This window comes from Chryseobacterium aurantiacum, from assembly GCF_003020585.1.
GTDB lineage: Bacteria > Bacteroidota > Bacteroidia > Flavobacteriales > Weeksellaceae > Chryseobacterium > Chryseobacterium aurantiacum.
This window is the reverse complement of the sequence record NZ_PXUE01000002.1, coordinates 255,162-280,738: the sequence shown is the minus strand read 5'-3', so window position 1 is coordinate 280,738 and position 25,577 is coordinate 255,162. Positions and strand designations below refer to the sequence as shown.

Annotated in this window: 20 protein-coding genes; 15 read left to right on the top strand and 5 right to left on the bottom strand. The window is 36.7% G+C overall.

Annotated features, from left to right (window positions below; translation table 11 throughout):
* Window positions 1-91: 91 nt before the first annotated feature.
* A complete protein-coding gene (locus C7D53_RS07700) occupies window positions 92-1,153 on the top strand; it encodes a 3-oxoacyl-ACP synthase III family protein (protein ID WP_106915816.1) in 1,062 nt (353 codons plus the stop codon).
* Window positions 1,154-1,240: 87 nt separating this feature from the next.
* On the opposite strand, the gene C7D53_RS07695 is transcribed toward C7D53_RS07700, so the two are convergent.
* The 4 genes from C7D53_RS07695 to C7D53_RS07680 form a co-directional block, all read right to left on the bottom strand.
* The gene (locus tag C7D53_RS07695; RefSeq protein ID WP_106915815.1) at window positions 1,241-2,038 is read right to left on the bottom strand and encodes a hypothetical protein; all 798 of its coding nucleotides are present in this window, start codon (window positions 2,036-2,038) and stop codon (window positions 1,241-1,243) included.
* 172 nt (window positions 2,039-2,210) lie between these two features.
* The gene (locus C7D53_RS07690; RefSeq protein ID WP_106915814.1) at window positions 2,211-3,668 is read right to left on the bottom strand and encodes an LptF/LptG family permease; all 1,458 of its coding nucleotides are present in this window, start codon (window positions 3,666-3,668) and stop codon (window positions 2,211-2,213) included.
* Between the two features lie 99 nt (window positions 3,669-3,767).
* On the bottom strand, window positions 3,768-4,415 hold the full coding sequence (locus C7D53_RS07685; protein ID WP_106915813.1) for a LolA family protein: 648 nt from the start codon (window positions 4,413-4,415) through the stop codon (window positions 3,768-3,770).
* 65 nt (window positions 4,416-4,480) lie between these two features.
* On the bottom strand, window positions 4,481-7,066 hold the full coding sequence (locus C7D53_RS07680; protein ID WP_106915812.1) for an FtsK/SpoIIIE family DNA translocase: 2,586 nt from the start codon (window positions 7,064-7,066) through the stop codon (window positions 4,481-4,483).
* A gap of 602 nt (window positions 7,067-7,668) precedes the next feature.
* Between C7D53_RS07680 and C7D53_RS07675 the strand changes: the two genes are divergently transcribed.
* The 7 genes from C7D53_RS07675 (at window position 7,669) to C7D53_RS07645 (ending at window position 16,163) form a co-directional block, all read left to right on the top strand.
* Window positions 7,669-9,357, top strand: coding sequence for a hypothetical protein (locus C7D53_RS07675; RefSeq protein WP_106915811.1), 1,689 nt, complete (start codon window positions 7,669-7,671; stop codon window positions 9,355-9,357).
* Between the two features lie 10 nt (window positions 9,358-9,367).
* Window positions 9,368-9,871: a hypothetical protein gene (locus C7D53_RS07670; protein ID WP_106916700.1), complete on the top strand. Its 504-nt coding sequence runs from the start codon at window positions 9,368-9,370 to the stop codon at window positions 9,869-9,871.
* Between the two features lie 133 nt (window positions 9,872-10,004).
* The gene (locus tag C7D53_RS07665; RefSeq protein WP_106915810.1) at window positions 10,005-10,649 is read left to right on the top strand and encodes a cysteine hydrolase family protein; all 645 of its coding nucleotides are present in this window, start codon (window positions 10,005-10,007) and stop codon (window positions 10,647-10,649) included.
* 78 nt (window positions 10,650-10,727) lie between these two features.
* Window positions 10,728-11,309, top strand: coding sequence for a Crp/Fnr family transcriptional regulator (locus tag C7D53_RS07660; protein WP_106915809.1), 582 nt, complete (start codon window positions 10,728-10,730; stop codon window positions 11,307-11,309).
* Between the two features lie 289 nt (window positions 11,310-11,598).
* Entirely contained in the window at window positions 11,599-14,868 is a 3,270-nt protein-coding gene (gene ccsA / locus C7D53_RS07655) for a cytochrome c biogenesis protein CcsA (RefSeq protein ID WP_106915808.1), read from the top strand.
* A 167-nt stretch (window positions 14,869-15,035) separates the two neighbouring features.
* Entirely contained in the window at window positions 15,036-15,902 is an 867-nt protein-coding gene (locus C7D53_RS07650; RefSeq protein ID WP_106916699.1) for an SPFH domain-containing protein, read from the top strand.
* Window positions 15,903-15,974: 72 nt separating this feature from the next.
* The gene (locus C7D53_RS07645; RefSeq protein ID WP_106915807.1) at window positions 15,975-16,163 is read left to right on the top strand and encodes an Arc family DNA binding domain-containing protein; all 189 of its coding nucleotides are present in this window, start codon (window positions 15,975-15,977) and stop codon (window positions 16,161-16,163) included.
* 191 nt (window positions 16,164-16,354) lie between these two features.
* Here the strand turns inward: C7D53_RS07645 and C7D53_RS07640 are convergent, their stop codons facing one another.
* Window positions 16,355-16,504 (bottom strand): histidine kinase, encoded by a 150-nt coding sequence (locus C7D53_RS07640; protein WP_065394576.1) that lies wholly within the window; start codon window positions 16,502-16,504, stop codon window positions 16,355-16,357.
* A gap of 135 nt (window positions 16,505-16,639) precedes the next feature.
* Here C7D53_RS07640 and amaB point away from each other — a divergent pair, with 135 nt between their 5' ends.
* The 7 genes from amaB to C7D53_RS07605 all read left to right on the top strand — a co-directional run bounded on the left by amaB (window position 16,640) and on the right by C7D53_RS07605 (window position 25,498).
* Window positions 16,640-18,190, top strand: coding sequence for an L-piperidine-6-carboxylate dehydrogenase (amaB, locus tag C7D53_RS07635; RefSeq protein WP_076355452.1), 1,551 nt, complete (start codon window positions 16,640-16,642; stop codon window positions 18,188-18,190).
* A gap of 113 nt (window positions 18,191-18,303) precedes the next feature.
* Window positions 18,304-19,629, top strand: a complete 1,326-nt coding sequence (gene lat, locus C7D53_RS07630) for an L-lysine 6-transaminase (RefSeq protein WP_106915806.1) — start codon at window positions 18,304-18,306, stop codon at window positions 19,627-19,629.
* 61 nt (window positions 19,630-19,690) lie between these two features.
* Window positions 19,691-19,918, top strand: coding sequence for a DUF2007 domain-containing protein (locus C7D53_RS07625; RefSeq protein WP_106915805.1), 228 nt, complete (start codon window positions 19,691-19,693; stop codon window positions 19,916-19,918).
* Between the two features lie 160 nt (window positions 19,919-20,078).
* A complete protein-coding gene (locus C7D53_RS07620) occupies window positions 20,079-20,591 on the top strand; it encodes a GNAT family N-acetyltransferase (RefSeq protein WP_106915804.1) in 513 nt (170 codons plus the stop codon).
* 116 nt (window positions 20,592-20,707) lie between these two features.
* A complete protein-coding gene (locus C7D53_RS07615) occupies window positions 20,708-21,163 on the top strand; it encodes a transcriptional regulator (protein ID WP_065394571.1) in 456 nt (151 codons plus the stop codon).
* A gap of 1 nt (window position 21,164) precedes the next feature.
* Window positions 21,165-22,352: an efflux RND transporter periplasmic adaptor subunit gene (locus C7D53_RS07610; protein WP_106915803.1), complete on the top strand. Its 1,188-nt coding sequence runs from the start codon at window positions 21,165-21,167 to the stop codon at window positions 22,350-22,352.
* Window positions 22,352-25,498: an efflux RND transporter permease subunit gene (locus C7D53_RS07605; protein WP_106915802.1), complete on the top strand. Its 3,147-nt coding sequence runs from the start codon at window positions 22,352-22,354 to the stop codon at window positions 25,496-25,498. The genes C7D53_RS07610 and C7D53_RS07605 overlap by 1 nt, the downstream gene beginning before the upstream one ends.
* Window positions 25,499-25,577 lie beyond the last annotated feature (79 nt).

Sequence of the window (25,577 nt, the reverse complement as noted above, 5' to 3'; positions counted from 1 at the left end):
ATAATAATATATTAATAAGTATCTGCGTTAATTCATTATATTTATAAAATTATTCCTGAAACATTAATAAAACGGGAAATTAAACATTAAAATAATGACTAAAATTATTGGGGTAGGAAACTACATTCCATCGAAGACTATAACCAATCTCTTTTTTGATCAGCATGTTTTTCTGAATGAGAATGGTGTTTTATTAAAAGAAGATAATGCGTCCATTACAGAGAAATTAAAAAAAATCACAGGGATTGAAGAAAGAAGATATGCCGACAATACACAGGTAACTTCAGACTTAGGAGTTATTGCTGCTCAGGTTGCGATAAAAAATGCAGGAATAGATCCTGAAACATTAGACTATATTATATTTGCCCATAATTTTGGTGATGTCCGTTTTGGAACTATTCAGTCTGATATGGTTCCCAGTCTTGCTGCAAGAGTAAAGCACACATTAGGAATCAAAAATAACTTTTGTGTGGCTTATGACGTTTTGTTCGGATGTCCGGGATGGATTGAAGGGGTTATACAGGCCAACGCATTCATCAAGGCTGGTATTGCAAAACGTTGTCTGGTAATTGGAGGTGAAACCCTTTCCCGTGTTGTAGATATTCATGATAGAGACAGTATGATTTATGCTGACGGTGCCGGAGCGGTTGTTTTGGAAGTGGGGAATGATGATGGAGCGGGGATAAAGTCTCATTTATCGGCGTCATATACTTTTAAGGAAAAGGATTATCTGTACTTTGGGAAAACCTATAATACTGATGGCTGTCCGGATACGAAGTTCATTAAAATGGATGGAAGAAAGATCTACGAGTTTGCTCTTCTGAATGTTCCTGATGCCATGAAAAAATGCTTGGATAATAGTGGGTATTCTATTAATCAGCTAAGTAAAATTATCATTCATCAGGCCAACGAGAAAATGGATGAAGCTATTGTTAACCGTTTTTATCAATTGTATGATACACCGGTTCCTGAGAATATTATGCCTATGGTGATTAGTAAGCTGGGGAACAGTAGTGTGGCAACCATTCCGTCTTTATTAACAATGATTTTAAATGGTGAATTGGAACAGCATAGCATCCAAAAGGGTGATGTGGTTTTATTTGCTTCTGTAGGGGCGGGGATGAATATCAATTCTTTTGTCTATCAATTTTAAATTTTAAAGAGAAACAGGACTCTAGGATCCACATAAAAATAAAAAGAGAGACTTCAAACTTGAAGCCTCTCTTTTATATGTTGAAATTTACTTACAGTTATCATTATAGTCTGTGATAACTTCATCTACAATTTGAGGAACATTAGACATTACATCGTCAATCTGGCTTTTAATCAATTTTCCAAGGCCTGATCTTTTCTTTTCATCATTCTTCATGGAAGCGTATGAACCTCCGGTTAGTTTTCCTTTTACATAGCTACAGTCTGCCGTGATGATTTTAGCTTTAGCAAAAGTAAGCTCTTCAACCTTACCTCCTTTTTTACTATAGATATAAGATGGATTTTGCCTCATTCTTTTAGTTTCTTCATCGGCTGCAGCCATTTGACTGGTTCCTGCCGAGAATGTGGTAGGATACCCGTATAACTTATATACCTTGATTTTACCCTCTTTTACAATTTCGGCAAATTGTGTACTTTTTGTGAGGTTATTAAATGCCTTTATATTACCACTCAGGCCACCCGTTGCTGTATTGAAGCCCTCCTTGGTGTTTGTATACTTGATGGTTTCGAAATGCCTTTCGTTATTGTTGTTATCAATGGCCACATATTCCTTAATATCATCTGTGTCAAGATTCTTGAACTTCTGTTTCTTTTTGGATTTGTCAATGTCTGCTACGGCAACAAATTTAACTTTCTTTTGATTGTTCCAGGGATATAAATCGTCTCCGTTCATTCTCACAATCCCTTCAATCTTTTTACCGCTTTTATCAATGATGTAGCCGTATTTTTCATCTCCTCTTAATTCATAGTCGGTATTGCTGTCTTCCTGTGCATAAGCATTAAAGCCAACCAATGTAAACAGGCTTAGAGCCAGTACTTTTTTCATGAGTTATAGTTTTAATTTTTTGTAAATATAATATTTTATGTGTTGTGAGAAAATAAGGGATTTAAGTTTGTTTAAAAATGAAAAGAGAAACAGTATGTACAATTGAATGAGCTATTTTATCAACAAAAAAGACCCGGAAAAATCCAGGTCTATATTTCTTAGTTGTTGAAATTTATTGATATCTCGTATGTTCTTTACTTTTTGAGAATCTCTTTGTAATGGGCTTGAATAATGCCTTGTATTTTTCTGCATCAAATAATTGAGAATCTGTAAGTGCTTTATAGGTCATCCAGATCCCAAACGGAAGAAGAATGAAATTAGGGAGCCATGCTGCCAGATATGGATTCATTTTTCCACTCCATGACATGTTTTCCACCCCAACATTCATTACATAAAAGATGATGAAAATAACAATGGCAATAATTACCGGTAGCCCCATACCTCCTTTTCTAATGATGGAACCTAAACTTGCTCCAATCAGGAAAAATATAATACAAGTTACAGAATAAGCTAACATTTTTTGTTGGTAGATAACAACCTTGCTAAAGTATTTTACATTAGAACTGAATTCATTCTTTTTAGATTCCAGTGTAGATTTAAGGTTGTCCAGCCTGTTATAGGAATTGTAAAGGATATCCAGTTTTTTGTCTCCTTTTATAGTATCTAACTTTATTTGAGCCTTTGGGGCTACTTTATGTTTGTTACCCTTATCCATATAAGCAATTGTGGAATTGGTTTGGCTTAGAACATCGTTTCCAATGTTTTTAAAGAATAACTCATTTTCCTTTTTGCTTTTCCCGATAGTCTGATTCAGCTGATTGTAGGTTTCGAAACGATAGTCATCAGTAATCTGTTCCTTTTCAATAGCCTTGTTGATGATCTCACTAATATCGAAATGAGAAACCAGTGTGTCAAATTTAATGGCCTGATCAGGTTGTTTTCTTCTTACATTATCTCCTTTTCCTTCGAAGCTGTCTTCAAATACATATCCATTATGAAGAACAAGTTTTAAAAAGCTTTTATTGGCAGCCGGAACAAATTTTCCTTTTTCTGCAACAACAGACTGTTGGTTTTCGTAAGTGTTAGCCTTTTTATGAACAAATACCCCTTCAATATTTTCCCCGTTTTCTCCATATATTTTATCAAACTTTACCATATATCCGGGGATCTGGTCAATAAACTGTCCCGGAGTAAAATTTATTGCAGGCTTGGTCTGAGCAATGTTGAACAACATGTTCTTTGCCTTTTTCTGAAAATCAGGAATAATGCTGTTTGAAAAGAAAAACAACATAATGGCTAGTAAAGTGGTAATTCCAAATAAAGGAGTCATTACTCGGGTCAACGGAATACCGGCAGCCTTCATGGCAGCAAGCTCATACCGTTCTCCGAATTCCCCAAATGACATGATACTTGCCAAAAGAATGGTCAGCGGGAGAACCATACTGATAACGTTTACCCCAAGGTAAAAAAGAAGTTTCAGGATCTGCCAGTAGCTCAATCCTTTTCCCATAAACTGTCCCAACTGAACCCAGATAATGTTTACAATAAAAATGAAAAACAATACGCTGAATATAAAGAAAAACGGTCCAAAGAAGGTTTTTATGATATATCTGTCTAGTATTTTTAACATGCGCCAAAATTAATCAAAAAGCCGCAAACTTGCGGCTTTTATATTTTGTTATTTTTTCCTTAAAAAGCAGATTGTTTAATTAATCTGCCTCTAAGATTTTTAAAGTTCTGTAATAACGTAGTTTTTAAACTTATTTTTGTCAAAAACAAACATATTAGGATCCAGTGTCTGGTTTTCCTTGTATTCTTTAATGGCAATTACGGCAACATCCTTGTTATTTCCGTGTTGTTCTAATTTTACCATTTGTTTTTTTGCAGAATCTACAAAAATATAAACATATTGTATTCCGTTTGCCTTTACAGGAGTCAGCTTAATAAAGTCTGCATTTACACCGTTTACTGTTTTCTTACCATTATAAGTTACGTTGTAATCGTTTCTATAAGTTGTAAGGTAGTTGATAGGGGAGAACATGGTGCTGCTTCCGTTAGGTTTTGCAATTGTTACCTCCATATCATCAGCATTGATGTTGTAGATTTTATTTCCATCGAAGATCTGCTCTGTATCCATGATCTTCAGTTTGTATTTATCTCCTGCAGCATAATAGATGCCAGGTTCAGTCTTTGTTACCTGTCCGTTTAGGCCGCTTCCAAAAGAAAATTTGAAGTAAGAATTCTTTTTAGAATTATAGTTGGCTGTAATATCATCCAATATCTTTTTAGCTTTTGCGTCTATTTTTTGAGCATTCGCCATACCTACTGCACCTACAACAAAACTTCCCAATATAACTTTTGAAATAATATTTTTCATTTTCTTAATTTAATAATCTTTAGATTTTTTTTAATTCTTAAGGTTAAAACTATTCATTTTTCCCTTTAACTACGCAGATCTTCCAAAAACTGTTCCAAAGAATGAAGATCACTGATGATAACTTCTCTTGCTTTGGCTCCATTAAACCCACCCACAATACCGCTTGCTTCCAGTTGATCCATGATTCTTCCTGCTCTGTTGTATCCTAATTTCAATTGTCTTTGAAGCATTGAAGTGGAACCTTGCTGGGTAGAAACAATGATTCTTGCGGCATCTTCAAATAAAGCATCTTTTTCATTCGGATCAAATGCTCCTACCGTACTTGTAGAATCTTCAGAAACGTACTCAGGAAGAAGGAATGCAGACGCATATCCTTTTTGTTCACCAATGAATTCTGCAAGTCTTTCAACTTCCGGAGTATCTACAAAGGCACACTGAAGTCTAAGGATTTCGTTACCGTTGAAATAAAGCATGTCTCCTTTACCAATCAGCTGATCAGCCCCCGGAGAGTCAAGGATCGTTCTTGAATCTACACTGGAGATTACTCTGAACGCAGCTCTTGCAGGGAAGTTAGCTTTAATCATACCTGTGATTACATTTACAGAAGGTCTCTGCGTAGCAACAATCAGGTGAATTCCCACGGCTCTTGCAAGCTGCGCCAGTCTGGCAATAGGTAATTCAACCTCTTTACCTGCTGTCATGATCAAATCTGCGAACTCATCTACTACCAAAACTATATAAGGTAAGAAACGGTGTCCGTTTTCAGGATTTAGTTTTCTTTCAGTAAATTTTTTATTGTATTCCTTTAAATTTTTACAGAATGCATTTTTAAGAAGGTCATATCTGGTATCCATTTCAATACACAAAGAATTCAGGGTATTGATCACTTTATTGGTATCTGTAATGATTGCTTCTTCTGCATCTGGCAGCTTCGCTAAATAATGTCTTTCTATTTTTGAATATAAAGAAAGTTCTACTTTTTTAGGATCCACCATTACAAATTTTAATTCGCTTGGGTGTTTCTTGTAGAGTAGGGAAGTAAGGATGGCATTAATCCCTACAGATTTACCTTGTCCCGTTGCCCCTGCCATCAATAAGTGAGGCATTTTTGAAAGGTCGGCCATGAAGATTTCGTTGGAAATAGTTTTTCCGAAAACCACAGGAAGATCCATATCTGTATTCTGGAATTTTTGAGAAGCAATCACAGAACGCATGGAAACCATAGTAGGATTTTTTCTTGGCACCTCAATCCCGATAGTTCCTTTTCCTGGCATAGGAGCAATAATTCTGATCCCCAATGCGGAAAGGTTCAATGCAATGTCATCCTGAAGCTTTTTAATAGCTGCCACTCTGATTCCTGCTTCCGGTACAATCTCATATAGCGTAACCGTTGGTCCAATCGTTGCCTTGATCTCTGAAATTCCAACGTTGAAGTTCTTTAGAAGTCCAACAATTTTATTCTTATTCTCTTCCAGCTCTTCCTGATTAATGGAGATTTCCTCACTTCCATAGTCTTTCAATAAATCAACCGGCGGCATATGAAAATTAGCCAAATCCAATTTGTGATCATACAAACCATGTTTTTCTACCAATTCCTGAGATTTTCTGTCAGAATCATCCAAAACATCAACTACCTGCGCAACTTCCACATTGAATTTAATGTTTTCCTGTGCAGGAGCTGTGGTAGCCATTGGAGTTGGCGTAGAAGGCCTGATGTCAAATGCTTCTTCTGGGGAGGAAACAGGAACAACCGGTTTCGTGGAAAGATTCAAGCTTACAGGTTGGGTTACTTCTTTTGGCTCGTCATCAAAAGACGTGTGATTAGGAGTAGTAATGGTATCTATATTCGTAGAAACGGGAACTTCAGGAAACCCCTTTGGAGCATTTACCGGTTCCTGTTCTTTTGCCTTATTGATAGAATTATTGGAAACAGGATTCGGAATGTCACTTACCGTAACATTAGATGCTGTTATTTCTTCAGATTCAGACTCGTCTGTTTCTTCTTTTAATTCTTCATCTGCTTCAAAGTCCTCATCAGAATCCGGCATCATAGATTTTACTCTTCCAATCGTATTTTCGTTGATTTTATTCAATTTTGCCTTAACGGAGCTTGGACGAAGGTTAAACTCAAGGATGAAATATAAAAGGATACTTGCTACCAATACCGTCCATAAACCAACACTCCCGATAATGGAATTAAGGTAATCCATAATCTGGAACCCATATACACCACCCAAAACTCCTTGTCCTTTGGTAAGCGCTCCCATAAAAATAGGAAGCCAGCAAATAAAAAATAGAGAATGGCCAATCGTTTTCCAAGGTTTAAAAGTTTTCTTTTTCAGGATCAGGGTCCCAACAACCAGAAATAGGAATGCAATAATAAATGAAGCAATCCCAATACTTTCAAATATAAAGATGTTCCCAAACCAATCTCCGGCCTTACCGAAAATGTTTGAAGATTTTATACTCTTGTCAAGCATGGTTCCTGCCTGGCTTTGGTCTGCTTTCCAGTTCATTAAATAGGAGATGAATGACAAGGCGAGAACAGCGGAAAATAGAATAAAGGTAAGCCCGAAGAAAATACGCGGCTTAGATAAAATTCTGCCTTTCTCAGGCGATTCAGTCGGTTTTTTTTGTGTCTTTTTGTCCATAATATCAATGTGGCAAATTTAATGTTTTTTCAATACTAATAAGAATCTTTTTTCTTCAAAAAACATTTTGTAATGCCCGCTTTTTACTACGATTATTTAAAATTGATTAAAAAATATTTTCCGTTATAATATTGGCTGAAATAAAAATAAGGTTATTTTTTTTGTTTATCCAAATACATGCCTGTTAAATTGTATTAATTGATACTTATTTCTTTTGAATGGTCCTTCAAAAAACGGACAAAATGTTAATTGTAATGCCTGCAAATGAAAAAAAAACAATAATTAAAAAATAAAAGTTAATATTATAAAATAGAGATTTGTTTTGTATTGATGATTTGGTGGGAATTTACTTTTAGACATGTATAATATTAATGTTTTCAATCACATACTTACTCCCAGATTGAATAAATATGTCATATATTTGTATATCTATATTCAGTGAATATAGTTTTTATTGTACTGTTTTATTATTTAGATAATAAAAGTAGTATGTTAATTTTACTTTTTAATCAATTTCCATATTCCTCTTTCCTAATAAGTTGACAATTCTTAATGGGATTCGTCCACTTTAAAAACAGACAAGAACATTTAAAAATACATCAATGAGAAAGCAGTTATTCTTTGTATTCTTGTTGGGTAATTGTACTCTGTGGGCACAATCTCCGGGTGGTGTTTCCAATAATTTGCAGATATGGGTGAAAGCAGATGCAGGTACAGGCGCAGCAACAGACAATACACAAGTTTCCCTCTGGGAAAATCAAAAAACAGGTGGGGCAGATGGTATTGCCAATCAGGGCATGCCGGGTTATTATGCTGACCCCGGAATAGCTTCAATACCCGTTTATCGTTCAGCAACGGCTATTCCTAGCTTTAACTTTAATCCTGCCATAGAAATCGTAAGTACAAACGGTTATAGATCAGGATACAAATTTCCGTCAGGATTTCCTGATAATAGTACAAAAGCACTTACTTCATACACTCATCTTTCCAGAACTGCATCCGCCACCTACAGAACTGTTTTTGTAATGAACGGTACAGCTCAAAGCTCCAACACAACAAGTATTGCAGGAGTATGGCAGTCTCCGTTTTTTGGAACAAGAACCAATCGTCCTGAATTTTATAATGAAAAAGAATCCGGAGATGTATTCTTTGGGACAGATGTTATCAATACAGTAGAAAGCAATGTTCCCAGCATTCAGTCTTATTATAATGCTTTAACAGGAAGTGATGTAAAGTATTTTTTTGATAATAACGGCCAAATCTATGGAGGCCCTTCCAATAATGTCTCATCTACGGCAAACTATCCAGGGATGGTTCTTTTAATGGATAACGATGGTGGTTCCGGGTCTACTTCATTGGCGGGAGACAGAATAGGGGAATTTATTTTATATTCAGAAACACAAACTCCCGAAGAAAGACAAAGGGTAAATTCTTATCTGGCTGTCAAATATGGGGTTACCTTGCAACAACCACAAAATTATCTCAATTCTGATCAGGCAGTCACATGGAATTCTACCCTGAATAATGCTTTCAATAATAATATATTTGGGATTGCTAAAGATGATATGTCGGTTTTGAACCAGATGGTGAGTAACAGTATTAATGAGGAAAATAATACTATGCTTACGCTGGCTACAACCAATAACTTTGTGTTGCCTAATACAGGTTCCGGCAGGGTGTCTTTTTCTCAGGATAAAACTTTTCTGATAACAGGAGATAATAATGTTCAGGCACTTCCTTTGGTTAATTTTGGGACAACTTCCGGAAAGATTATCCAAAGAACATGGCTGGCTCAAAGAACCAATGATACTGGTTCTGTATGGCTACAGGCTGATCTTTCAAGGTATACGGAGATTTTGCCTACAGATAAGATTCTGATGATGGTGGCTGACGATGCCGGATTTACACAGAATGTCCAAATGATTTCTGCTACAAGCTTTGTTAATGGCAAGGCTGTTTTTAATTATACATTTCCTGCTAATAAATACTTTACATTTGGTACTAATCTTCAAAGCTATTGTACCAAAGATCCTGCAACGGGAACTCCTGATGGTATTACAACAGTAGGAATCACGGGGCATACTCAGGTGCAGAACGGCTGGCCCGGAAATATTCCCAACGGATTTTTGGCCCTTGAATCCAATAATAAAGGAATGGTAATTACGAGAACCACTTCTGCAAGTATAGCCTTGCCTGTTGAGGGAATGTTGATCTATGACACAACGGATAAATGCTTTAAGCTGTATAACGGAACCACCTGGAATTGTATCGTAAGATCCTGTAATGATTAAAATTTTAAAAATGAAAAAAGTACTCACAATAATAATAATAACATTCTATGCAGTCACCATTTCTGCACAGGTTGCCATAGAAAAAAGTCAGGTTGACGGAGACGGTCTTTTAGATTTTCCGACCAATACTACAAAAGGTATTCTGCTGCCTATTGTAGAGACGCTTCCATCCGATGCTTCAGCAGGAACTCTTCTCATGGATAAAAATGATAAAACATTAAAAATGAATGTAGAATCTGAATGGGTTCCTTTAAGTGATGAAGGCTCTGTGACAGGAGCTATTTTCAATACAAATAGTGAAATTCCTGGACAAAATAGAGTGATCATGGGATCAGATACCACAAGCGCTCCCGGGGTACTGGTGCTGGAGTCTTCGGACAAAGCGCTTATTCTTCCAAAAATTGCATCACCTCATACAAGTGTTAAAAATCCATATCCCGGTATGATCTGCTATGATACGATAAGCAAAAGCATGGCCGTGTTTGATGGATTAAAATGGAGCTATTGGAAATAATATATGAATAAAGACTAATGATACAACCGGAATATTTCTTCCGGTTTTTATTTTGTCCGTTGCTGTGTTTTTTGAACTAGTTCAAATGTAAAGAGGGGTAGCCTTAATAATTTTGTCCCATAAAATTGAGTCAATGAAAAATTTATTAAAAAGCATTTTGACTGTATGTCTTACTTTATTATCACTGGTACACATTAACGCACAACAAAAAAGAAAAATGGAAAACACCGCATTATTAATTATCGATGTACAAAACGATTATTTTCCGGGAGGGAAAATGACATTGAATGGGGCAGAACAGGCTGGTAAAAACACCAAAGAAATTTTGGAATACTTTAGAAAAAATAATCTTCCCGTTATTCACATTAAGCATATTTCAACCAATGAAGGAGCTACTTTCTTTTTACCGGAAACTACGGGCACAGAGATTCACTCTTTGGTTTCTCCAAGGAATACTGAAAAAGTGATTGTAAAACATTTTCCCAATAGTTTTCGTGAAACCGATCTGTTGGAATATCTTCAGTCTGCAAATATTAAAAATCTTGTCATTACAGGAATGATGACGGATGTATGTGTAGAGGCAACCACCAGAGCTTCCTTTGATTTTGGTTTCCAGAATACAATTATCGGAGATGCTACTGCAACAAGAGACCGAGCGTTGAATGGAACAGTTGTAAAAGCAACCGATGTACAAAAGTCATTTTTAGCAGGAATATCTGCCCTTGGAAATCTTTATGCCAGTATTGTCAGTACACATGATTTTATAAACGGAAAATAGTTTACGGTAAGAAAATATTAATAAGCAATAAAGGTATCAATCATAAATATTGGTATCTTTATTCTGTTAAATAACCCCATGTTTGATCAGCTTTATAAAAACATCAACAGATACATTGATCTTTCTGAGAAAGAGTTTGGCGAATTTACATCGCGTTTTCAATATAAAAGCTTTCAAAAGAAAGACGTTGTTCTGAAGGAGGGGGACTATTGCCTCTTCGAGGGCTTTGTTTTGAGAGGCTGCTTTAAAGTTTATTACCTTAATGAAGCCGGATTTGAACAAACTTTGTATTTTGCAGTGGAAGGATGGTGGATTACGGATATAGACAGCCTGATTAATAATGTTCCGAGCATATTAAATATTGAGGCTCTTCAAAACAGCGATGTATTGATGATTTCAAAAAAAGATAAAGAATGTTTGTATGAAACATTGCCAAAGGTGGAAAAGCTTTTCAGGATTATGAATCAGCAGTCATCAGTCGCATTACAGAGACGAATTTTATCATTAACAGGTAAAACGGCAGATAAACGATACCTTGAATTCTTGGAAAAATATCCAGGTCTTGAACAAAAACTCACCCAGCAGCAAGTAGCTTCATACCTTGGAATTACCCATGAATTTTTAAGCAAAATCCGAAAAAAGACTTCTTTGGGAAAATGATGCTTTCATTTTAATTAGAATGACTTCATTGGTTTGGTATTTAACTTACTGTTTGTGAGTGTTTTAAAAGATTTTTGGATTTTAAGATATAGAAGGCTTCGATCACGAGAATAGGTATTTTGAATTTATATTTTTTCGGTATTAAAGATTGAATTTTTCCTAATAACTCCAATATTATTAAGAACGATTCAAAATAAGCCAAACGGGCTTCAAAATGACAAAAAACAGCTTTTTTTCAGCACTTTGTAGTTTATCATCCTTATTTTTGCATGTCAAGTACATATAAATCATGAAGAAGCTCCAAGATATTCTTATCTCAACCAGGACAATGGCTGTATTGTTACTGGTGTACGCATTTGCGATGGCCTATGCAACGTTCTTAGAAAACGACTACGGAACTCCTACAGCAAAAGCATTAATTTATGAGGCAAAATGGTTTGAACTGATTATGGTTCTGCTTATTCTGAACTTCATTGGAAATATCGGAAGATATAGACTTTGGAAAAGGGAGAAGTGGCCGGTTTTGGTTTTTCACCTTGCCTTTATATTCATTTTTATAGGGGGTGCTATCACAAGATACATTAGTTTCGAGGGTACCATGCACATTAGAGAAGGGGAAACATCCAACGAAATCGTAACGGATAAAAACTTTCTTAAAATTCAGATCGAAGAAAAGGGAGATGTCCTTAATTATAAGGATATTCCTTACCTGATGTCTCCATTACACAAAGACCTGAATGCAACTTATGACTTCCACGGAAAGGAAGTGAAAATCTTTGCCAAAGAATATATTCAGAGAAAAAAAGACAGCTTAGTAGCTGAGCCAAACGGTGCTGAATATCTTCACCTTGTTTCTACAGGAAGCACAGGAAGACAAAACATCTACATCAAACCGGGAGAGACAAAATCAATCAACGGAACTTTGGTAACGTTCAACAGAGCCATTGAAGGAGCTGTAGAATTCAAAAATGAAGGAGGTAAATTATTCATTAAAACTCCTGTAGATGCAAGCTTTATGACGATGGCCACTCAGGCTACCGGAAGTACAGTGAAGAATGAATTCCAACCTTTAGCATTGAGAAGTTTATATACAATCAATGAATTAAAACTTGTAGTTCCTGAAGGTCTTAAAAAAGGAAGATTGTTGGCTGTTGAAGGAGACAGAAAGAAGGATGCCAACGTTCCGGATATGCTTCAAATAGAGCTGCAAGGACCAAAAACAAAACAGATTGTTGACCTTTCTGTTGAAAAAGGAAACCCAAATGCTTACAAGCAAATAACAATGGATGGATTAAACATCATGGTTGGGTTTGGACCTAAAGTGTACAATACTCCTTTCGCATTAAAATTAGATGACTTCGTTATGGAAACTTATCCGGGAAGTTCATCTCCAAGTGCTTATGAGAGCCACGTTAAAATTATTGATGGAGGAAAAGAAACTCCTTATAAAATTTATATGAACCACGTTCTAAATCATAGTGGATACCGTTTCTTCCAGTCAAGTTTTGATCCAGACAGAATGGGAACAGTACTTTCTGTAAACCATGATTTCTGGGGAACTTTGATCTCTTATATTGGATACGGTCTTTTATTCCTTGGAATGTTTGTTATTTTCTTCTGGAAAGGAACACACTTCTGGAAATTAAATAAAATGCTGGTAGATGCTAGCAAGAAGAAAGCAGCCGCAGTATTATTGGTGCTTTTAAGCTTAGGGTTAAATGCTCAGAAAATTGAAACACATGGTACTACTGACGGAAGCAGAGAGCATGTGCATGTAGAGGGTGATGGGCATAGCCACGCTCCGGCTCCGAACGTTCAACCGCTTGATGGTGCTGCTCCAAAGCAGAATTCACTGGCTACCCCAATGGGGAAAATGAGAACAATTACTCCCGATGAGATTATTGCAAGAAACAAAATCAGCAAAGAACACGCTGATAAGTTCGGATATCTTTTAGTTCAAAACTTCGAAGGACGAATTGTTCCTATGAACACACAGGCTCTAGAGGTTTTAAGAAAACTTTACAAGCATGATAGCTTTAAAGGAACAGACGGAAAATCTCTGACTGCCAACCAATGGTTCCTTTCCATTAATACAGATACACCAAGCTGGACAATGGTTCCAATGATTAAAATTGGACCAAAAGGAGGGGATGAGTTAAAGAATAAAACAAAAGCTGATGAAGATGGCTACACGTCATTAATGAATCTTTTTCCGGCAGATGCTAACGGTAATTTAACTTACCTGCTAGAACATGACTACAATACAGCTTTCCGTAAAAAACCGGCTGAGCAGACTAATTATGATAAAGAAATTATTGCTGTAAACGAAAGAGTACAGATCTTTAATGAATTCTTCAGTGGACAGTTTATGAGAATCGTACCGGTAAAAAATGATGCCAACCACACATGGCATTCGTGGCTTGACCAGAAATTCGAACCGGATATGGAATCTCAGCAGGTAATGGGACCTTATTTTGCTGAAGCACTTAGTGCTCAGAAAACTAGTAACTGGGATAAGGCGGATGCAGAATTAGCTAAGCTTTCAGAATACCAGCAGAAATGGGGGAAAGCAGTTGTTCCTGCAAAATCTAAAGTTGATCTTGAGGTTTTCATGAATAAAGCAGACATTAACTTCAAATTATTGATTTTCTATACAATCATTGGAGGTCTTCTTTTAGTTCTTGGATTTGTTGAATTATTCAAGCCGCATAAACAATTAAATAAAGCCATTAAGGTTACTATTGCAGTAGGTTTAATAGGATACCTGTGCCACTTCCTTGGGCTTGTAGCAAGATGGTATATTTCAGGACATGCACCTTGGAGTAACGGATATGAAGCTATTATATTCATCTCTTGGGTGGGTATTACAGCAGGCCTTGCACTTTATAGAAATTCAAATGCATTGATTCCGGCGTCCGGATTCATGGTAGCAGTTATCATGATGGGATTTGCGCACGGAGGTTCTGCACTTGATCCACAGATTACACCACTTGTTCCGGTATTGAAATCTTACTGGCTAATTGTTCACGTAGCCATTATTACCTCCAGTTATGGTTTCTTTGCCCTGTCCATGATTATTGCAGTGCTATCCTTGATATTCTATATTATTTCAAAGAAAGAAACCTATAAAATTCACCATGATACGACATTAAAAGAATTGGTGGTTGTTTCTGAAATGTCATTAACAATTGGTCTTTTTGCATTAACAGTAGGAAACTTCCTTGGAGGTATCTGGGCCAACGAGTCTTGGGGAAGATACTGGAGCTGGGATCCAAAAGAAACTTGGGCTTTCATCTCTATCATGGTCTATGCTTTTGTATTGCACATGAGATTGGTACCTGGGTTAAGAAGCAGATGGGCATTCCACGTAGCAACGATGTTTGCATTCTGCTCAATGGTAATGACTTACTTTGGAGTAAACTATTATCTGAGCGGACTTCACTCTTATGCTGCGGGTGATCCGGTTCCGGTTCCGGCTTGGGTATACATCGGAATTGCAACAATGATTATTTTATCAGCTGTTTCTTATTTCAAGTTTAAAAAATTAACGCAGAAATAAAACGTTAAACATATCATTTAAAATCCTGGAATTTATTTTCCGGGATTTTTTTTGCCTTGAACTGAAATCTTCAACGCATCAAAAAATTATCATTTTTAATTCAAAATTCAAAAAATACTCATATCTTTATGATATCAAAATAATATCAAATTAAAAATTACATGCATATGGAAAAAATCTTAAAACCCATGTCTGGCTATTTAACATTAGTGATTTGTCTCGTTTTGTTTGTAGCGGCTATTTACTTTTTTGTAAGTGGGGTAGACCAGAGTATTACTTTCGTTATTTTAGCAATGCTTTGCTTTCTTATTTCCTGCTTTTTTCTAAAAGGGTTGATGATTATTCAGCCTAACCACTCGAGAGTACTAAACTTCTTCGGAAAATATGTGGGAACGGTAAAAGATAACGGACTGTTCTTTATCAATCCTTTGTATTCATCTCAAAAAATGTCATTACGTTCCGAAAACTTACAGGGACAAACTTTGAAAGTCAATGATAAAATGGGTAACCCTATTGAAATTGCCGTAGTAATGGTGTGGAAGGTAGGTGATACCTATAAAGCGGCTTTTGATGTAGAACGTTATTCCGACTTTGTGAAAATGCAGAGTGAAGCGGCAGTACGTCATTTGGCGATGAGCTTTCCTTATGATAACCTGGAAGACGATCATGCGCCGATCACTTTAAGAGAAGGCGGGGATAAAATCAATTCTATTTTAGAACAGGAACTTACAGACCGTCTTTCAAAGGCAGGAATTGTTATTCAGGAAGCAAGAATTTCTCACTTGGCCTATGCATCAGAAATAGCAGGAGCAATGCTTCAAAGACAGCAGGCAACAGCAATTGTAGCAGCAAGAACTAAGATTGTAGAAGGTGCTGTGGGAATGGTAGACCTTGCCTTGAAAAAGCTTTCCGAAGAAAATATCGTTGAATTGGATGACGAAAGAAAAGCAGCAATGGTAAGCAACCTAATGGTGGTTTTATGTGGCGAAAAAGCGGCAACCCCAATCCTGAATGCAGGAACCCTGTATAACTAAAATAATAAATAAAACTTCACGCTTACGAATGGGTAAGCCTGAAGATAAATCTTGCATTAAAAAACAAGAACAATGAAATCAGAAAAAGCTCAAAACACTTCGGAAAATAAAGGTAAAAAATCCTTTGTGATAAGGATCGATGAGTCTACTTATAAGCTTCTTGAAAAGTGGGCAAATGACGAATTCAGAAGTGTAAATGGACAGATAGAATACCTGTTGCATCAGAGCCTGGTCAATGCAGGGAGGAAGAAGAATGAATAGTTTAAAAAGTGAGTTTAAGATTATAAATGGTCTTTTAAGGGAATTATCTTATTAAAAAACCGGTATTTATTTCCTTTTTTTAATTGTAGAAAATACAAAAAAGGACTGTTTTTTTAGTGTTTCAATAAAAAAATGACAATTCAGTTAATCTTTTACAAAAAAAATAAAGCAGAGAAATTTTCTCTGCTTTTTTATTTCATACAACTCTGAAGCGTATCTGCTCCAAAGTAGAATATTACGAGCCAAATCAAGCCTTTAATGGTAAAGAAAGCAAAGCCTGCCCATCCTACACGCTTGAACCACTTTTTAAACTTTGAGTTATTTTCTTGTGAATTTTCCATCGGTGATTGTCAAAAGTATTACCGTACAAAGATAAGCATGTTTATAATTAGTCCAAATAAAAAGCGTAATAAAAATTTAAGTTTTGAGGTTCGCATAATATTTTTATCTTTAGAGAGAACGAAAAGTAAGATTTTATGTCAAAAAAAGTAAAGGATTTCGGAATCGAAAAAACACTCAAAAACCTTGGGATTAAAGAAGAGAACAAAGGGACTTCAGTGGGCGGGAAATATTTCGCTTCAGGAAAGGTGATAGAAAGCATTTCTCCTGTAGACGGAAAGTTGATCGCTAAAGTAAAAACTTCCGGAGAAAGTGATTATGACAAAGTAATTGAAACGGCTCAAAAGGCATTTCAGGAATTCAGGCTGATCCCGGCTCCTAAAAGAGGAGAGATTGTAAGACAGCTTGGGTTGAAATTAAGAGAATACAAAGATGATCTTGGTAAGCTTGTTTCTTATGAAATGGGTAAATCATTGCAGGAGGGGCTTGGAGAAGTTCAGGAAATGATTGACATCTGCGATTTCGCAGTAGGACTTTCCAGGCAGCTTCAGGGGTACACAATGCACTCTGAAAGACCAGGTCACAGAATGTACGAACAATATCATCCGCTTGGAGTAGTAGGTATCATTACAGCTTTCAACTTCCCGGTAGCAGTATGGTCTTGGAACACAGCTTTAGCTTGGATCTGTGGTAACGTTACCATTTGGAAGCCATCAGAAAAAACGCCACTTTGTGCTATTGCATGCCAGAATATCATGAATGAAGTTTTAAAGGAAAACAATCTTTCTGAAGGAATTTCAAGTGTATTGGTAGCAGATCATGAAATAGGACAAAAGTTGGTAGATGATAAAAGAGTAGCCTTAGTATCTTTCACAGGTTCTACAAGAGTAGGAAGAATGGTTTCTTCTAAAGTAGCAGAAAGATTCGGGAAATCTATCCTTGAGTTAGGTGGAAATAACGCAATTATCATTACTAAGGAAGCAGACCTTAATATGTCTATCATTGGAGCTGTTTTCGGAGCTGTAGGAACTGCAGGGCAAAGATGTACATCTACAAGAAGATTAATCATTCACGAAGATGTTTATGATGAAGTAAAATCAAGATTGGTAAAAGCCTACGGACAATTAAAAATAGGAAATCCATTGGATGAAGCAAACCACGTAGGACCATTGATCGACGTTGACGCTGTAAACCAATATGAGGAATCAATCAAGAAATGTAAAAAAGAAGGTGGAAAATTCGCTGTTGAAGGCGGGGTTTTATCCGGAAAAGAATACGAATCAGGTTGCTATGTGAAGCCTTGTGTTGCAGAAGTAAAGAACTCTTATCAAATTGTTCAGCATGAAACTTTTGCACCCATCTTATATTTAATCAAATACAAAACTTTAGAGGAAGCTATTGCTATTCAGAATGATGTTCCACAAGGATTATCTTCTGCAATCATGACTCAAAACCTTAGAGAGGCAGAATTATTCCTTTCTCATGCAGGGTCAGACTGTGGTATTGCTAACGTAAATATTGGTACTTCTGGTGCTGAAATCGGTGGTGCTTTCGGTGGAGAAAAAGAAACCGGAGGAGGTAGAGAGTCTGGATCAGACGCTTGGAAATACTATATGAGAAGACAAACCAATACTATAAATTACACCGCACATCTTCCTTTAGCACAAGGGATTAAATTTGATTTATAAAAGCTTTACTTGAAGCAACCAAAAAACTATAAAACTTAATAACCTGAATGATTACTTGCTCAGTTTTTCTGATTATTTAGTCATTCACTTATTAAATCACACAACAATTTATTATGGAACACACATTAGATATACAAGCAAATAAAGTAAAAGAAACCGTAGGAAAACATGTTCTTGCAGACGGTTTTGATTTCGTGATGGATATTGAAAAATCACACGGATCATGGCTTTATGATAAACTTACAGATAGAGAATACCTGGATATGTTCTCTATGTTTGCATCAGCTTCCATCGGCTACAACCACCCTTACCTTCTGGAAAGATCAGAATGGTTGGGAAGAATGGCTGTCAACAAGCCAACATTGGCAGACGTTTATTCAGAGGAGTATGCTCACTTTTTAGAAGTATTCGAAAGAGTAGTTATTCCTGAAGAATTACAATATGCTTTCTTTATCGAGGGAGGATCCTTAGGTGTTGAAAATGCTATGAAAGCATGTTTCGACTGGAAAACCCGTAAGAATTTTGAAAAAGGATTACAGACAGAAGCCGGTATCTGTATTCATTTCAGACAAGCATTCCACGGAAGAAGCGGTTATACTTTAAGCTTAACAAATACTTCAGACCCAAGAAAATACCAATATTTTCCACTGTTCAACTGGCCGAGAATCTTAAATCCAAAATTAACATTCCCAATTACAGAAGAAAACCTTGAAGAAACCATCAAGAACGAAAAACTGGCATTGGTTCAGATTGAAGAAGCTATCCTGATGAATCCTGATAAAGTAGCTTGTATCATCATTGAGCCTATTCAGGCAGAAGGAGGAGACAATCACTTCAGAGATGAATTCTTGGTAGGATTGAGACAAATTTGTGATAACCACGAAATTCTATTAATCTTTGATGAAGTTCAGACAGGTATTGCTATTACGGGAAAAATGTGGGCATTCCAACACTTTACAGCAAAACCGGACATTATTTCTTTCGGGAAAAAAGCTCAGGTTTGCGGAGTGTTAGCTAACAAAGAAAAATTTGACCAGGTTCCGAACAACGTTTTCAGAGAAAGCTCAAGAATCAATTCTACATTTGGAGGTAACTTTATCGATATGCTTCGTTTCCAATTGGTAATGGAAGTGATTGAAAAAGAAAATCTTGTTGAAAATGCAAGAGTAGTGGGAGATTTCCTATTAGAAAGCCTAAAAACCCTAGCAGAGAAATATCCTGAGAAAATTTCAAATGCAAGAGGAAGAGGACTAATGTGTGCTGTGGATCTTCCATCCGGAGAAGAGAGAAATAAGATGATGAACGAATTATTCAATGACGGATTGATCATTCTTCCATGTGGGGACCAGTCTCTACGTTTCAGACCACATCTGAATGTTACCAAGGAAGAAATCCAATTGGCATTAGACAAAATTGAAAACAATATTAATAAAATTTAAAACCAAAGATTTGTAATTTTCAAAAAAACATTGTACATTTAGATACTCAAACAATTAGAATATGGAAAGAAGTACGAGAGTATCAGTTTATGAAAGTGATAACCCTTCAGAAATTCAGTTGGTTAAGTCTAAATTGGATGACGCACAAATTACAAACACCGTTGAAAACAACTATCTTACATTTACCACAACTCCCACAGCTACATCGCTAAAGGTAATGGTGGATTTGGAAGATGAGAAGAAAGCATTTGAAATTATAGATGCCTATCTTCAACAAAGTGAAAATTAATAAAAAACAATTTCATAATTTTAAATTTTACTACTTCAAACCGAAAATTAATTTCTTAATTAGTTTTCGGTTTTTTAGTTAATAATCAACCATTAAAAGATTAAAGAATTAATGACTCCCATTCTTTAATCTTTCAGTTTTTAGTCAAAAAATATATTACATGAATCCAGAAACTAAACTAAGAAAAGCGGAAATTGAAGACAGAGATATTATTTGGGAAATCATCCAGCAGTCCATTGAAAGAAGAAGACATGATGGAAGTACACAATGGCAGAACGGATATCCTAACCTTGGAACAGTGGAAAGCGATATTGCCAAAGGATTCGGGTATGTGCTTACAGTAGAGGGAGAAATTGCAGTATATGCAGCCCTGATTCTGAATGATGAGCCTGCCTATAGCAAAATTGAAGGAGCATGGCTAAGCAATGGCGAATTCGTTGTTGTTCACAGAGTAGCCATTGATGAAAAATTTGCAGGTCAGGGAATGACTAAAAAACTTTTTGATCATATTGAGGATTTTACCAGATCCCATGGAATTCAGAGTGTTAAGGTAGATACGAACCACGACAATATAGCCATGTTGAAAATCCTTGAAAGCAAAGGATATTCTTACTGTGGAGAGGTCCTTTTGGCAGATGGAATGAGAAAGGCCTTTGAGAAGATTATAATTTAAGCAAAAAGTTAAATCAACTTTCATTGAATTTTTAAAACGCCCTGTATTTATAATCTCTATCAGGTTTGTTCGTTTGGTTCTGAACTAATTTTTACTTTTGTTCAAATTTTTATATTATGCACCAAAGTATAGAGATTGATGAAAAAATTTTTCAAGATGCCGTAAAATTCTACGGCACCGTGTTCAGCTTACCCCCTTTAGCTTCAAAAATTTATTCCTACCTTCTTTTTGATTATGAGAAAGTAGGAATTACTTTTGATGAGTTTGTTGAAGTTCTTTCAGCAAGCAAAAGTTCAGTATCTACCAGTATTTCATTGCTATTGAATGCTCAGCTCATTGTAGATCATAACAAAATGGATGAGCGAAAACGGTATTTTTTCATCAACGATGAATATAAGAAAATTCGATTTGAGAAAATTGTCCAGAAAATGCAGGACGAACTTAAACTATTAGATGATTTAAACAATTTTAAAAAAAGTAAAGACGATGGATACAACGAAAGAATAGAAGTTTACAAAGCACTCTTAAATAAAAACATAGAAAATATTCAGGAATCTCTTAATAAACTATAAAATGAATAATAAGCTAGTTATACTTTCGATTGCAGCATTCTCATTGACTGCCTGCAAAAAAGAAGCTCCAAAACAGGATGGCGCCAAGCCCTTTCCTGTTGTTTCTGTGGAGTCAAAAAATATAGTGGGTTATCAGACGTTTCCGGCTACCATCCAAGGTAGGGTAAACAATGATGTACGTGCAAAAATACAGGGCTATATCACCCAGTTATTGGTAGATGAGGGGCAATATGTAACAAAAGGACAGCCTTTGTTTCGTCTGGAAACCAATATTCTGACTGAAAATGCTGCTGCTTCCAAAGCTGGAATTGGTGCTGCCGAATCCAGTATTGCCGCTGCACAAGCCTCTGTAAATGCCGCTCAGGTAGAAGTGAATAAACTGAAACCACTGGTACAAAAGAACATTATCAGCAATGTACAGCTACAGACTGCTCAGGCTCAGTTAGCTCAGGCGCAGGCTCAGCTACAACAGGCATATGCTGCAAAAAAACAAGCTGAAGCCAATTACAAAGGAGTAGAAGCCAACATAGAATACTCCATCATTCGTGCTCCTATTTCAGGGGTGATTGGAAGACTTCCGTTAAAAGTCGGAAGTTTGGTAGGACCGTCAGATCAGACGCCATTGACAACTATTTCCGATACTTCTGAGATCTTTGCCTACTTCGCCATGAATGAAAAAGAGTATTTTAATTTTCTTGAGAAATCTCCCGGGGCTTCTATGCCTGAGAAAATCAAAAACTTACCTATGGTAGAACTTCAGTTGGCCAACGGAAGCCTTTATCCTGAAAAAGGAAGAATTGAAGCTATTACCGGTCAGATTGATCCAACAACAGGAACTATTCAGTTCAGAGTTGCATTCTCCAATGCTCAAAAATTATTAAGCAACGGTAATAGTGGAACCATCAGATTCCCTCAACGTTATGATAATGTATTGGTGGTTCCGGAAAGTGCTACTTACGAACAGCAAGGTATTGTTTATGTATACAAAGTAGAAAAAGGAGACACTGCCAGAAATGTTGTTGTAAATGTTATTGACAGAATTGACAATTTAGCCCTTATCAAATCAGGAGTTAATAAAGGTGAAACAGTTATTGCAGCTGGTATTGGAGGCTTAAAGCCGGGAACAGCAGTAAAACCGAAGCCAATCAAAATGGATAGTCTTGTTCAATCAATAAAACCGAAATTCTAATGATTAAAAACTTTATTAACAGACCGGTTTTATCTACCGTAATCTCAATTTTGATTGTGATTCTCGGTGTGCTAGGGCTGATCTCGTTACCGGTTACACAGTATCCGGATATTGCACCGCCTACGGTAAGTGTTTCTGCCAACTATACAGGAGCCAATGCTGAGACGGTGATGAAAAGTGTAGTGGTACCTTTGGAAGAACAGATCAATGGGGTGGAAGGAATGGATTATATCACTTCCAGTGCCGGGAACGACGGTTCTGCTCAGATTCAGGTTTTCTTTAAACAAGGAATAGATCCGGATATTGCTGCGGTAAACGTACAGAACCGTGTGGCCAGAGCTACACCGCTTCTGCCGTCCGAAGTAACAAGGTCGGGAGTTGTTACCCAGAAACAGCAGACCAGTGCCCTGATGTATATGTCTTTCTATTCTGAAAATAAAGATCTTGATGACGTATACCTTCAGAACTTTTTGAATATTAATATTATTCCAAACCTAAAAAGGGTAAATGGTGTAGGGGATGCCAACGTTTTCGGAGGTAAAAACTACTCGATGAGAATTTGGCTGGATCCTGCAAAAATGGCTGCCTACAGTGTAACTCCTACAGATGTTACAAATGCTATTAACGAGCAGAGTAGAGAAGCTGCGGCGGGTTCTATTGGTCAGAACAGCGGAAGCTCTTTTGAATATATTATCAAATATGTTGGTAAGTTTAATGATAAAGAGCAATATGATAATATCATCATCAAATCTCTTGCAAACGGACAAAACCTGATGCTGAAGGATGTTGCCAAAGTAGAGTTGGCAGGTCAGTCTTACACAGGTATCGGGGAAAACGGAAACAATCCTTCCATCAGTATGGGGATCTTCCAGACACCGGGATCCAACGCACAGGAGATTATTAAAAATATCAAAACATATCTGAAATCAGCGGAGGGAACTTTTCCACAGGGAATTAAGTATACCTTTAACTTTGATACCAACGAATTCCTTGAAGCTTCTATTGAAAAGGTAGTACATACCCTGATTGAAGCCTTTATTCTGGTATTTATTGTAGTATATATTTTCCTTCAGGATTTCAGATCTACATTGATTCCGGCTATTGCGGTTCCGGTATCTATTGTAGGAGCGTTCTTCTTCCTGAATCTCTTCGGATATTCTTTGAACCTCTTAACCTTATTTGCATTAGTACTTGCCATTGGTATTGTGGTGGATGACGCCATTGTCGTCGTCGAGGCCGTTCATGCTAAAATGGAGCATGGTATTTCTGATGCCAAAAAAGCTACGGTGGAAGCAATGGATGAGATTACAGGGGCCATTATTTCTATTACTTTGGTAATGGCAGCCGTATTTATCCCGGTGACCTTTATTACAGGGCCTACAGGGGTGTTTTACCAACAGTTTGGTATTACACTGATCATTGCCATCATCATTTCTGCTATTAATGCATTAACGCTGAGTCCGGTTTTATGTTCATTATTCTTAAAACCTCACGCAGAGCATCATGCAGAGTACAAGAACTTAAACATTCTGCAGAAGTTTTTCTATAAGTTTAATATTGCTTTTAAAACAACTACTGAACGTTACGGAAGAGGATTTGTATTCCTTTTAAGACATAAATGGGTTACCCTTATTATTTTCGCAGTTACAGGAGGTATTTTATTCTGGGCAAGCAGCAGTATGAAGAAAGGGTTTGTGCCTACAGAAGACAGAGGGATTATCTTTACAGATGTCCAGCTTCCTCCGGGTGCATCTATGGAGAGAACGTACAACGCCCTGAAAACTCTTCAGGCTAAAGCCATGAAAGTTCCGGGAGTACAAAACGTTACCATTTCTACAGGTAGAGGTTTCTTATCCGGAAACGGTAGTAACAACGGTCTTGCCTTTGTAAAACTGAAACCATTTGAAGAAAGAAAAGCAGGTGGGCAAACCTCTGAAGATATTACGAAAAAACTATTTGGAATTGTAGGATCTGTTCCTGATGCTAAGGTAGTATTCTTCCAACCTCCAAGTGTACCAGGTTTTGGTAGTAGTGCAGGTTTTGAGATGGTATTGCTGGATAAGTCAGGTGGAGATTATGCTGATCTGGATAATAAAACAAATGAATTCATCGGTAAGCTGATGCAGAGACCGGAAATTCAATTTGCACAGACCTCATTCAACACCAGATATCCTCAGTATCAGATGGAGATTAATGTTCCTTTGAGCAAACAGCTTGGGGTTTCTGTAAATGACATTCTGGCTACCATGCAGGGGTATATTGGGGGTATTTATACTGCCGACTTTACCAAGTATGGTAAACAGTTCAGAGTAATGGTTCAGGCACTTCCTGAGAACAGAAAGAATATTGAAAATCTAAACGAACTTTATATTAGAACAGGTTCAGGGATAATGTCTCCTATTTCACAATTTGTAACCTTAACAAAAGCATACGGACCTCAATCTGTAAGCCGTTATAACCTGTTTACATCCGTGAAGGTAACGGGAGCAAACTCTGAGGGATATAGTTCCGGGGATGCGATTACCGCTGTACAGCAAGTGGCAAGCGAAACCCTGAATCAAAACTATGCGGTAGAATTTACAGGGTTAACAAGGGAAGAATTAAATTCAGGATCTCAGACGCTTTTGATCTTTGCATTGAGTTTAATTTTTGTATACTTTATTCTTTCTGCACAGTATGAAAGTTATATTCTTCCGCTGGTTGTTGTAATCTCTCTTCCTTTAGGGGTAATGGGTGCTTATCTAGGGCAGAAGGTGATGGGCTTGGAAAATAATATCTATTTCCAGATTGCACTGATCATGCTTGTGGGGCTACTGGCGAAAAATGCCATCCTTATCGTAGAATTTGCTGTTCAGAGAAGACATCATGGTGAAACTATTGTGATGTCTGCTATCAACGCAGCTAAAGCCAGGGTAAGACCTATTCTAATGACCTCATTCGCCTTTATCTTCGGTCTACTTCCGTTGGTACTAGCAAACGGAATTGGTGCTGTAGGTAACAGGTCTATTGCAACTGGTGCTGCTATAGGATTATTGATAGGTACTATTTTAGGACTTTTTGTAATTCCGGTACTGTATGTAATTTTTGAAACCTTACAGGAAAAGATTAAACCTATAAAGAAAGAAGAAATCAATTTAGCTGAGTAAAAATGAATTAGAGAAGTTGGAAGTTAGAGCTTAGAAAATAATCTAATGCTCTGCTTCTAACCTCTATTTTCTAATTTTT

Excerpts from the sequence above, each read along its gene's own strand:
- C7D53_RS07695 (WP_106915815.1), bottom strand. The coding sequence starts at position 2,038 with ATGAAAAAAGTACTGGCTCTAAGCCTGTTTACATTGGTTGGCTTTAAT.
- C7D53_RS07690 (WP_106915814.1), bottom strand. The coding sequence starts at position 3,668 with ATGTTAAAAATACTAGACAGATATATCATAAAAACCTTCTTTGGACCG.
- C7D53_RS07685 (WP_106915813.1), bottom strand. The coding sequence starts at position 4,415 with ATGAAAAATATTATTTCAAAAGTTATATTGGGAAGTTTTGTTGTAGGT.
- C7D53_RS07680 (WP_106915812.1), bottom strand. The coding sequence starts at position 7,066 with ATGGACAAAAAGACACAAAAAAAACCGACTGAATCGCCTGAGAAAGGC.
- C7D53_RS07675 (WP_106915811.1), top strand. The coding sequence starts at position 7,669 with ATGAGAAAGCAGTTATTCTTTGTATTCTTGTTGGGTAATTGTACTCTG.
- C7D53_RS07670 (WP_106916700.1), top strand. The coding sequence starts at position 9,368 with ATGAAAAAAGTACTCACAATAATAATAATAACATTCTATGCAGTCACC.
- C7D53_RS07665 (WP_106915810.1), top strand. The coding sequence starts at position 10,005 with ATGAAAAATTTATTAAAAAGCATTTTGACTGTATGTCTTACTTTATTA.
- C7D53_RS07660 (WP_106915809.1), top strand. The coding sequence starts at position 10,728 with ATGTTTGATCAGCTTTATAAAAACATCAACAGATACATTGATCTTTCT.
- ccsA (WP_106915808.1), top strand. The coding sequence starts at position 11,599 with ATGAAGAAGCTCCAAGATATTCTTATCTCAACCAGGACAATGGCTGTA.
- C7D53_RS07650 (WP_106916699.1), top strand. The coding sequence starts at position 15,036 with ATGGAAAAAATCTTAAAACCCATGTCTGGCTATTTAACATTAGTGATT.
- C7D53_RS07645 (WP_106915807.1), top strand. The coding sequence starts at position 15,975 with ATGAAATCAGAAAAAGCTCAAAACACTTCGGAAAATAAAGGTAAAAAA.
- C7D53_RS07640 (WP_065394576.1), bottom strand. The coding sequence starts at position 16,504 with ATGGAAAATTCACAAGAAAATAACTCAAAGTTTAAAAAGTGGTTCAAG.
- amaB (WP_076355452.1), top strand. The coding sequence starts at position 16,640 with ATGTCAAAAAAAGTAAAGGATTTCGGAATCGAAAAAACACTCAAAAAC.
- lat (WP_106915806.1), top strand. The coding sequence starts at position 18,304 with ATGGAACACACATTAGATATACAAGCAAATAAAGTAAAAGAAACCGTA.
- C7D53_RS07625 (WP_106915805.1), top strand. The coding sequence starts at position 19,691 with ATGGAAAGAAGTACGAGAGTATCAGTTTATGAAAGTGATAACCCTTCA.
- C7D53_RS07620 (WP_106915804.1), top strand. The coding sequence starts at position 20,079 with ATGAATCCAGAAACTAAACTAAGAAAAGCGGAAATTGAAGACAGAGAT.
- C7D53_RS07615 (WP_065394571.1), top strand. The coding sequence starts at position 20,708 with ATGCACCAAAGTATAGAGATTGATGAAAAAATTTTTCAAGATGCCGTA.
- C7D53_RS07610 (WP_106915803.1), top strand. The coding sequence starts at position 21,165 with ATGAATAATAAGCTAGTTATACTTTCGATTGCAGCATTCTCATTGACT.
- C7D53_RS07605 (WP_106915802.1), top strand. The coding sequence starts at position 22,352 with ATGATTAAAAACTTTATTAACAGACCGGTTTTATCTACCGTAATCTCA.